At 66.6% G+C, this 8,124-nt stretch carries 13 protein-coding genes; 7 read left to right on the top strand and 6 right to left on the bottom strand.

What is annotated here, in order from left to right; translation table 11 throughout:
* Positions 1 to 218: 218 nt before the first annotated feature.
* From CLV63_RS32790 to CLV63_RS32775, 4 genes are all read right to left on the bottom strand, one after another.
* Positions 219 to 524: a hypothetical protein gene (locus CLV63_RS32790; protein WP_146165731.1), complete on the bottom strand. Its 306-nt coding sequence runs from the start codon at positions 522 to 524 to the stop codon at positions 219 to 221.
* A 61-nt stretch (positions 525 to 585) separates the two neighbouring features.
* Positions 586 to 2,007, bottom strand: a complete 1,422-nt coding sequence (locus CLV63_RS34305; protein WP_211301602.1) for an FtsK/SpoIIIE domain-containing protein — start codon at positions 2,005 to 2,007, stop codon at positions 586 to 588.
* Positions 2,000 to 2,266: a hypothetical protein gene (locus CLV63_RS32780; protein WP_106587139.1), complete on the bottom strand. Its 267-nt coding sequence runs from the start codon at positions 2,264 to 2,266 to the stop codon at positions 2,000 to 2,002. The genes CLV63_RS34305 and CLV63_RS32780 overlap by 8 nt, the downstream gene beginning before the upstream one ends.
* Before the next feature lie 11 nt (positions 2,267 to 2,277).
* Entirely contained in the window at positions 2,278 to 2,667 is a 390-nt protein-coding gene (locus CLV63_RS32775) for a hypothetical protein (protein ID WP_146165730.1), read from the bottom strand.
* A gap of 87 nt (positions 2,668 to 2,754) precedes the next feature.
* Between CLV63_RS32775 and CLV63_RS32770 the strand changes: the two genes are divergently transcribed.
* Positions 2,755 to 3,480 carry a GntR family transcriptional regulator gene (locus tag CLV63_RS32770; RefSeq protein ID WP_170134418.1) on the top strand — a complete coding sequence of 242 codons (726 nt, stop codon included), beginning with the start codon at positions 2,755 to 2,757 and terminating at the stop codon, positions 3,478 to 3,480.
* A gap of 186 nt (positions 3,481 to 3,666) precedes the next feature.
* Here the strand turns inward: CLV63_RS32770 and CLV63_RS32765 are convergent, their stop codons facing one another.
* Positions 3,667 to 3,849 (bottom strand): DUF397 domain-containing protein, encoded by a 183-nt coding sequence (locus CLV63_RS32765; protein ID WP_106587136.1) that lies wholly within the window; start codon positions 3,847 to 3,849, stop codon positions 3,667 to 3,669.
* Entirely contained in the window at positions 3,842 to 4,654 is an 813-nt protein-coding gene (locus CLV63_RS32760; protein ID WP_106587135.1) for a helix-turn-helix domain-containing protein, read from the bottom strand. Before CLV63_RS32760 ends, CLV63_RS32765 begins: the two co-directional genes overlap by 8 nt.
* A 355-nt stretch (positions 4,655 to 5,009) precedes the next feature.
* Between CLV63_RS32760 and CLV63_RS32755 the strand changes: the two genes are divergently transcribed.
* From CLV63_RS32755 to hemC, 6 genes are all read left to right on the top strand, one after another.
* Positions 5,010 to 5,429 carry an ATP-binding protein gene (locus CLV63_RS32755; RefSeq protein WP_106587134.1) on the top strand — a complete coding sequence of 140 codons (420 nt, stop codon included), beginning with the start codon at positions 5,010 to 5,012 and terminating at the stop codon, positions 5,427 to 5,429.
* On the top strand, positions 5,426 to 5,710 hold the full coding sequence (locus CLV63_RS32750) for a hypothetical protein (RefSeq protein WP_106587133.1): 285 nt from the start codon (positions 5,426 to 5,428) through the stop codon (positions 5,708 to 5,710). The genes CLV63_RS32755 and CLV63_RS32750 overlap by 4 nt, the downstream gene beginning before the upstream one ends.
* Positions 5,711 to 5,879: 169 nt before the next feature.
* Positions 5,880 to 6,020, top strand: coding sequence for a hypothetical protein (locus tag CLV63_RS33945; RefSeq protein WP_170134417.1), 141 nt, complete (start codon positions 5,880 to 5,882; stop codon positions 6,018 to 6,020).
* Between the two features lie 97 nt (positions 6,021 to 6,117).
* A complete protein-coding gene (locus tag CLV63_RS32745) occupies positions 6,118 to 6,300 on the top strand; it encodes a hypothetical protein (RefSeq protein ID WP_106587132.1) in 183 nt (60 codons plus the stop codon).
* An 85-nt stretch (positions 6,301 to 6,385) separates the two neighbouring features.
* The gene (locus tag CLV63_RS34300; RefSeq protein ID WP_211301601.1) at positions 6,386 to 6,883 is read left to right on the top strand and encodes a hypothetical protein; all 498 of its coding nucleotides are present in this window, start codon (positions 6,386 to 6,388) and stop codon (positions 6,881 to 6,883) included.
* 96 nt (positions 6,884 to 6,979) lie between these two features.
* Positions 6,980 to 7,951 carry a hydroxymethylbilane synthase gene (hemC, locus tag CLV63_RS32740; protein WP_211301600.1) on the top strand — a complete coding sequence of 324 codons (972 nt, stop codon included), beginning with the start codon at positions 6,980 to 6,982 and terminating at the stop codon, positions 7,949 to 7,951.
* The last annotated feature ends 173 nt before the right edge of the window (positions 7,952 to 8,124 follow it).

Below are 8,124 nucleotides of genomic sequence, written 5' to 3'. Positions count from 1 at the left end.
GTCCTGCGCGTTGTCCATCGCATCCGGGAACCCATGGGACACCAGGACCTCAGAGACGTCTTGGATCAGCGGCCAGGAGAAACGCGGATCCGGCAACTCCGGATACGGCAGAGGGAAATGCGGCATGACGAAGGAGACCTTTCGGCACAAGGAAGAAAGAGAAAAGGGGGGAAGGGGCGCGCCCCGGCAACCTCCCAGTCCGCCGGGGCGCGCGCCTGCTACAGAAGAACCGCGCGAGAGGGGGAGCCCGCCGGGGCCAGGCCCGCCGTGGACAGCAGGACGGCCGCGTGCTCCCACATCAGCGGCACCACCCGGTCACGGTCACTGGGCGCCATCCGGGACCGGCCGTACCCGCCCGCATCCGCAGGCAGGCTCAGGAAGCGATTCACCAGCGGCTCAGCCGCCACCACGTCCGTAGACGGGGTCAGCGAGGCCACGACCGCGCGCAACGCGAGTTCGTCAGGGGGGACCGTGGCGACACGGACACCATCGCGGGACGTGGAGTACAGGGGGACAGGGGACACGGGGGGCATGGGGGATGCACCTCACAGAGAAGAGGGGGTGTACTGCCGGTCGGTCACAGATTCAGGTACGGCCCCCGTCCCGCAGCGCCGCACCCCGCGCCACCACCTGGGCAATGTCACCATCGGACAGGAACGCCGCCTTCACCGAGGCCGGAACCCCGCCTTCAGCGAGCAGCAGCCCGAGCCCGCGATCCTCCGGAGCGATGGAGGCCGCATTGTGGCCTTCCGAGGCCCACCCCGCCCCGAGCACCGTGTCCGAGGCGTCCCGCGTGGAGCACCGCAGCACCCACCGGTAGGCGAACAAATCCCGAAGACTGGTCGGCACCACATCCGAGGAGGGTTTCTGCGTGGCGCACACGGCGATGATGCCCGCAGCCCGACCCCGCGCCACCACATCGGTCAGCACCCGATTGAACCGGTCCCGGAGCTTGCGGTCCGGGTGTGCCGTGAACAGCCGCAACTCATCAACGACCAGCAGCACGAGCGGAAGCTCCATGTCCCGCGTGACGACGCGCGCCCCGGACGAAGCGAGTTTCGCGTACCGGCCGTCCATCTCCGCGACCAGGCCATCGAGCAGCGCGCACGCATCTTCGATCGTGACCGCCAACGGCGCCGACAGCACCGGCACCCACAAGCCCAACTCGACCTGTTTGCCGTCGATGCCCAGCACGACCGCATCCGGATCCAGCGCCGCCGCCGCAAGGACGTTCGACACGGCCACGGACTTGCCCGCTTCCGGCTCACCGCCCACCAACACATTGCGCCCCGGCAGGCGCAGTTGCGCCCACGCCCCCATGTCGTCCATGCCGACCGGAACCCCGTCCCACAGCGACCACCGGTCCGCATCCACCAGCGGCGAACGAATCATCATCGGATTCCGCATTTCGTCACGGAACGGGTGCTTCCGAAGGATGTCCACATCAGGCCACCGCGCCGCATCCGGATTCGGGTGAACACGCACCGCACGGACGTCCAGCGCGGAGGCAAGCCGGTCCGCGCCCGCCTCCAGATCGGCAGCGGATTGCCCGCGTGGCAGGCGGATCCGCAGTCGGCTACCTGTGGGTAGATCAGTCACGTATTTCACTCTAGGCACACGGACCGCGATGGTCTCTAAGCCGCAGAACCGGCACGCCTTGTCCCACTGGCGCCGCACACGCGCATGTGATAGCCACACGCGCAGGGCCGTACGCACTACGGGAACGCACACCGACCCCAGCAGCAGCACCCCCGCCGCGCCGCCCGCCATCAGCGCCGACCCGATCACGGCGTTCACATCCAGGCCGACCGCCGCCCAGACCGCTCCCGCCCCGCCCAGCGCCGCCAGTACCGGCACGGCGAGAAGGAAGAGTTCACGGCGCCACAGCCAGACCGGGCGCAGCACCTCAACGGCGATCCACGAGGCCGCCGAGTGCTGCACGCGCGTCTTGACGTCGGGCCGCTCGAAAACGGTGAGCCCTACCGGTTTGCGCAGGTCGTCACTCATCAGCACCGCCCACCGGGCGCGCATACGGCGGGGGAGGGATGTCCGCACACAGTTCCCGCACCGCCCACGCCGCCAGATCGGCGCACCACGCGTCCACCGCCGAGGCCAGCGACCCGCCCAGCGCCGCCGCTTCCTCACTGTCCAGCGCCGTAGCATCCAGGCGCAGCGTCACCAGGTCATCGCTGATCACCAGCACGGGCGCGCCCCCGGACGCCCCGGCGCACGCGGCACCGGCCGCCCCCGACAGCGACACCGTCACCCGCGCCGGACTCACTTCGCGCCGCCCGACGCCGAACCCGAGGAAGCCGCAGGCTTGGCGGCCGCGATCCGATCCGCCGAGAACGACATCCCGGAGCGGTCGCCCATGCTCCAGTGCAAGCACGACATCCCCACCACACTCACGGACTCATCCGCCGCCAGGGTCACCGGTCCGGGCACGTTGACCCTGATCAGTTCGGCCTCGCTTCCGTCCATCGCCATGAGGCCGACCCGCCACTGCGCCGTGCCGTCCGCACGCGTCTTCGGCTTGCCCGACTCGAAATCCAGCACTTCACGCGGCGGCACCGCCACCCGGAACGTCAGCGCCGACACATCCACGGGAAAACGCATGTCTCCATCACCTTCCGTCGTTAGCGGCCAAGCTTGGCCGCCTTCCGTCATACTGTGATGGAGGCTAGGCTTGGCCGTCAACGGAGATTACAAGCGAATCTGCCCGATGTCCGAAACGCCCGACTTCCGGGAGAGCACATGGCTCCGCCCATCAAATGGGAATCCGTCTCCAGCGCGCTACGCGCCGAAATCATGGCCGGGACCTACGCCCCCGGAGCCCCGCTGCCGTCCATCGCCGACGTCAGCACCCGCTACGACATCGGCAACAAGACCGCGCGCAAGGCCCTGAACGACCTGATCAGCCAGGGAATCGCCGTCGCCCACAAGGGGCGGGGAACCTACGTCGCCGACCACCCGCTAGCCCCCTTCGGGGAGACCGGCCCCGAAGGGGACGCCCTCACCCCGCCGCACACACGACCGGACACCCCGCGCCCCCGCCGCACCCACGCCGCCCGCCGACGCGCCCCCGCTGACGCGCCCACCGCAGGCGACGACGACCTTCACGCACTCACCACCACCGAGCGCGCCCCCGCCCCGACCGACATCGCGATCATCCTTGGCACCGGGGGCAACGACGTGCCGACCGTGCGCCGGATCCTCAGCGACGACCACGGCCCCGTCGCACTGCGCACCCACTACACCCCCGACACCGAAGCACGCGCCGACGCCACCACCGTCGTCACCCACACCAGCGCCCGCACCGCCACCGCCGAGGAAGCAGGCGCACTCCAGACCAGCCGCGCCACGGTTGTTCTCGTGCACGACGAGACGAGTTATCGCCTGGACGGCCCCGCTATCGAGTACACCCGCACTGCCTACCGCGCCGAGACCATCCGCCTGTCTGATCAGTACCAACCCCGCTGAACAGCGGGGATCGCCGATGGTGAGGCACGCGCGCACCTGACGCGCGGCGCCGGCACCGACTATGGCCAGGCAAGACGCGGCTCAGGGGTGCCGGCCCCCCGCTCACGCCGTACACCCCCACGCAGCACAGAACCCTCGGACGAAGATCTTCCGTCCGAGGGTTCGCGCGTTGGAGGGGTCGGCCGTCTACAGCTCACCCGATCGGATATCGCGCAGTAGCGCCGTCCACTCTGCCGAGGAGAACGCCAGTTGTCCAAGGTCCCGGTTCTGCGTATCCCGGATATGGACATCGTCCGCAATCCGAGCTTCCACGCAGTTCGTATCTCCCCCGGTGCTGTATGTGGATTTCTGCCACGTATTGCTAATCATTGAACTCTCTCCTGATCTCGCGCATCAGCGCCAGCGAGGAATTCGGCGGAAGCGCAAGCCCCCGCAGGTCGCCGAACAGCGCTGTGAATTTCTCTACCGTCGCACTGTCGCTATACGGGTATCCGGATTCCTTTGTTTCCAGATAAATGATCTGCCCCTGGGCGGCAACGTCGATTATTTGGAATCCCCCGTCAAGTCCTGGATGAAGCGGGCAGTACGCTGGAATTATCTCGATAGAGACTCGCGGCCTTTGCGCTACTTCCTCTAGGTGGGTGATCTGTCGACTCATTATCTCATGAGGGCCCATCGGGCGACGAATCGCCTCCTCGTTGATCACTGCAATAAACTTCGGTGGGTTTTCAGAGTCCAGGATGGAGTGCCTTTCAATCCGGCCACTGACGACTTCCTCAACCTCGGAATCACTGAATTTCTCGTTACTGACTCTAACCAGAGTGCGCGCGTACTCCGCTATTTGCAGGAGTCCGGGGATGATAAGCGGTTGGAATACCCGCAACGCATCCGAAGTTCGCTGGGATTCTGCGACTCCGCGGAACCAGGGAGCGACCTGCCCGTCAGAAGCGCTCTCCCATGCCTGGATCAGCGCTCCCCCGGCGTTAAGAGCCGCATCGAGATGCCCGATATTTTCCCGACTGGTCGATTTACGCCCAGTCTCCAAATCACTCAGCATCGTCTGAGAGATCAGGGCCGCACTAGCGACTTGCTTCTGAAAAAGCCCAGCGTGCTCACGTAGTCGGCGGATCTCCCTACCGATCCTCTGGCGCGATGATTGCGATGTGACAGCCATGGGACCACTTGATACCACCACAGAGCCGCTGCACACCACCCCAATTTTTGTGATCCCGCTTCGCAGTGGTGACGCTGGATGGTGGTGCGTAGGTGATGGCACCGTGAACACCACGACACGAATCTACACAGGCCGAAACACTTGGAAACGCGGCCCCGAATAGATGCGGCCCTACCCGGTGTACGACCACCAGGCAGGGCCTTGCTCCCCAACCTGAACCGACCAGGAATGAGGAACCAATGGCGAACAGTACCGGCCGACACCGCGCCACCGCACCGCGACAGCCCAGACACCGCACCGCTTCCCGTTCCCGAGTTCGCCCCTACGTGATTCAGCGGGTCGAGGTGATCGGACCATGAACGCCGTCGCGCACCAGGCGTACCAGTTGTTTCCAGGAGATGCGGCCAGCATCAAGCGCGCCCGTCAATGGACCGCTGACACGCTCATGGACACCACCCCCCAACTGCCCGCGCAGGTCATCAGCGACGTCATTCTTATCGTCAGCGAGCTTGCGACGAACGCGATCCGACACACGGCCAGTGACAGCGGAACCTACACGGTCACCTTGGAGACCGACCGCGCCCAGGTGCGCGTGTGGGTGATGGACCAGGGAGGCGCCGCAACCCTGCCCATCGCGCGCACCCCCGGACGGATGGACGTGTCCGGGCGCGGATTGGCCATCGTGGAAGCGTTCTCCGACACCTGCGGCCCGATCCTCACCACCGAGGCCACCGGCTACATGGCCACCATCGATCTCACGGAGCCGAGCCCGTGACCTACGACATCCGCCCATCGCGCGAACTCCTCACCGCACGGTCCGCGCACCGCGCCTACCGCATATACGAGACCCACGATCACCGGGGCGCCACCGAGGTCACCGCAGTCGTGCGCGAGGAATGGCTAGGCCAGGGTCTGCCGGTCCTGGTCAGCGCGAGCACCGTAGCCGACCTCAGCGCCGAACTTGCCGACGGCCCAAACCCGGGCCTGCCCCGGCGCATCGCCACCAAGCCGTACTTCCCCACCTCAGCCAAGGACGACGAGCAGCGGCCCGGCTGACCCGCAGCCGCGCCCGGCTCCGCGCCGCCATGGCGGAGCCGGGCGCGCACCACCGAAGGACGACAGTTCTGTTCATCCCCCGCGCGCGCGGCCCCCCCACACCCGCCGCTCACCTCCCCCTAGCACCCAGGGCCGCACGGCCCACCCCCTCAACGCAGAAGGACGTTCCATGATCAAGCGAGTTCGGACCGCGCTGTTGGCCGCAGCGCTCACCACCATTGCCGTTCTCAGCGCCGCCGCACCTGCCCTCGCCGACACCGCCGCATCCGGCGGGTGGTGCTGGCAGGACGACTGCATCACCAGCGGATGACCCCGCCCAGGTGACCGCAGTATGACCGCCGTCCGGACCCGCGCCCCCCGACCCCCGAGCGCGTGTCCGGACGGCCCCGTGCAAGCGCGGAGGATCCATGCTCGTCAGCCTGTACGGCGGCCCCCTGGACGGACACGAGGTCGTCATCACAGCCCACTACACCGGCACCGACGGCGCCGTGTTCGACCTCGCCGAGGTAATCCCGCCGCAGGGCGGCTACGCGCTCTATGCACCCGACGCCGACGGCGCATGGATCTTTCGCGGTATGGCCGAATTCTAACGAGGGAGTTGGAGTGCGCGGACGCAAGCCAGGACCACCACCCGCACGTGTCTGTATCCCGGATGACCTAATTCGGCGCCCCAACATGCGCTTTGCTCTCGCCACCCACGATTTCGCGGCCGTATTTCACCTGCTCTGCACGCACAGTTCCATCCGCAGGAAGGACATTGCGCATTCCTGGGGAGTGACCGCCAAAAAAGTACGGCATGTTATTAACAGGCGTTACGTGGTGACTTCCTACGCTGAAATTTCGGCGATCGCCGATGGGCTGAGAATCCCAGGTGAACGTGTCGGATTCACCCCCCGCCCGTGGGAGATCGGACAGGACACCAAGCGTCGCGTCTCCCTGCTGCGGCGATGGCGCGAATGCGTCCCGTGGACCCGAGCTGAGATGGCCGCCGCCATCAACGCCGCAGCCACACGACGCAAAGCGAATGTGTCCTGCCACGTGAGCAACATATATCGCTGGGAGCACACGACGAGAACGGCGCCGCACCCTGTTTACTGCCGACTACTGGAAGACGTCACCGGTCTCACTATCGACCAACTCGGATTTCAAATGTCCCGATCAGGAGAACTGTGACCAGCGACGAAGAACACCCCAAGGCCGATGGATACCCCGATGAGTGAACTAGCCCACCACCGCACTGACCTGGTCAGACAGGTCCAACCCACTCCCGTGACCGACTACCTTGGGCGGATGCTCGCAGACCGCCCCGCCCTGAAAATCGGCTCGCGTACCTCGCCCATGGCGATGAGCCAGGCCCGCCAGGTCAAGGCCATGCTCGCTGAACTCACCCCCGACACCCCCACAGAGATCGTCGGCATCGAGACCTCAGGCGACAAGTGGATGGGTGACTTGGCGGAGCTGGGAGGCAAGGGCGCGTTCCTCAAGGAGATCGACCGCCACCTTGTGATGGGCGGTATCGATGTCGCCGTTCATTGCATGAAGGACGTCCCCGGCGATGTTCCGATGCCCGACGGTACGGCGTTCGCCGCCTACTTGGAACGCGACGACGTCCACGACGTTGCCGTATTCCGCGAGGGATCCCCCTACTCCAGCCTGGACGAGGTACCGCCGGGCACCCCGATCGGAACCAGCGCCGTCCGCCGCAAAGCCCAACTCCTGCGGTACCGGCCGGACCTTCACGTAGACCGCATCCGAGGCAACGTCAACAGCCGGGTAGCCCGGTTGGACGAGACGAAGCAGTTCGAGGCGCTGGTGTTGGCGCGGACCGGACTGCACCGGGTCGGGATGCAGCACCGCATCACGCAGGTTCTTCCCACCGACCTCATGTGTCCGCCGATCGGCGCCGGAGTGATCGGACTCCAGTGCCGCACCAGCGACCAGGCCATAGCCGAACTCCTGCGTCTTCTGGACCACCCCGAGACGCGAACCCACGTCACCGCTGAACGCACGATGCTGCACGGTCTGCGGGGGCACTGCAATTCCCCGATCGCCGGACACGCCACCACTACGCGGGACGGGCAGCTCTCATTGCGCGGCATGGTGTTCACGCGCGAGGGTGGCACGTTCGCCTACGCCCAGGAATGGGACAGCACCGACCGTCCCGCCGAGCTTGGCGCGTTCGTCTCCGCAACCCTGCTTCGCAAGGGCGCACGCGGCATCATCGACGGCATCCCGCACTAGCGACCCGAGCGCGGGTCAGGCCACGCCGCACCGCTCCCGGCGCTCAGGTCCGGAGCATGGCCAGGGACGCGTTCCAAGTTTCCCTACAGGATCAAGGCCCGCCCGCGCTTCGCGCGGGCGGGCTTACGCGTTTCATGGAGGCCGGGCCGGGGTCGGCGCTCCCGGACAGCCGC

The organism is Murinocardiopsis flavida (genome assembly GCF_003014485.1).
GTDB classification, from domain to species: domain Bacteria; phylum Actinomycetota; class Actinomycetes; order Streptosporangiales; family Streptosporangiaceae; genus Murinocardiopsis; species Murinocardiopsis flavida.
This window is presented reverse-complemented; position numbering and strand designations above follow the sequence as displayed.

Bases quoted from the DNA above. Each gene is read 5' to 3' on its own strand.
- CLV63_RS34305 (WP_211301602.1), bottom strand. From the start codon at position 2,007: ATGAGTGACGACCTGCGCAAACCGGTAGGGCTCACCGTTTTCGAGCGG.
- CLV63_RS32775 (WP_146165730.1), bottom strand. From the start codon at position 2,667: ATGACGGAAGGCGGCCAAGCTTGGCCGCTAACGACGGAAGGTGATGGA.
- CLV63_RS32770 (WP_170134418.1), top strand. From the start codon at position 2,755: ATGGCTCCGCCCATCAAATGGGAATCCGTCTCCAGCGCGCTACGCGCC.
- CLV63_RS32765 (WP_106587136.1), bottom strand. From the start codon at position 3,849: ATGATTAGCAATACGTGGCAGAAATCCACATACAGCACCGGGGGAGAT.
- CLV63_RS32760 (WP_106587135.1), bottom strand. From the start codon at position 4,654: ATGGCTGTCACATCGCAATCATCGCGCCAGAGGATCGGTAGGGAGATC.
- CLV63_RS32755 (WP_106587134.1), top strand. From the start codon at position 5,010: ATGAACGCCGTCGCGCACCAGGCGTACCAGTTGTTTCCAGGAGATGCG.
- CLV63_RS33945 (WP_170134417.1), top strand. From the start codon at position 5,880: ATGATCAAGCGAGTTCGGACCGCGCTGTTGGCCGCAGCGCTCACCACC.
- CLV63_RS32745 (WP_106587132.1), top strand. From the start codon at position 6,118: ATGCTCGTCAGCCTGTACGGCGGCCCCCTGGACGGACACGAGGTCGTC.
- CLV63_RS34300 (WP_211301601.1), top strand. From the start codon at position 6,386: ATGCGCTTTGCTCTCGCCACCCACGATTTCGCGGCCGTATTTCACCTG.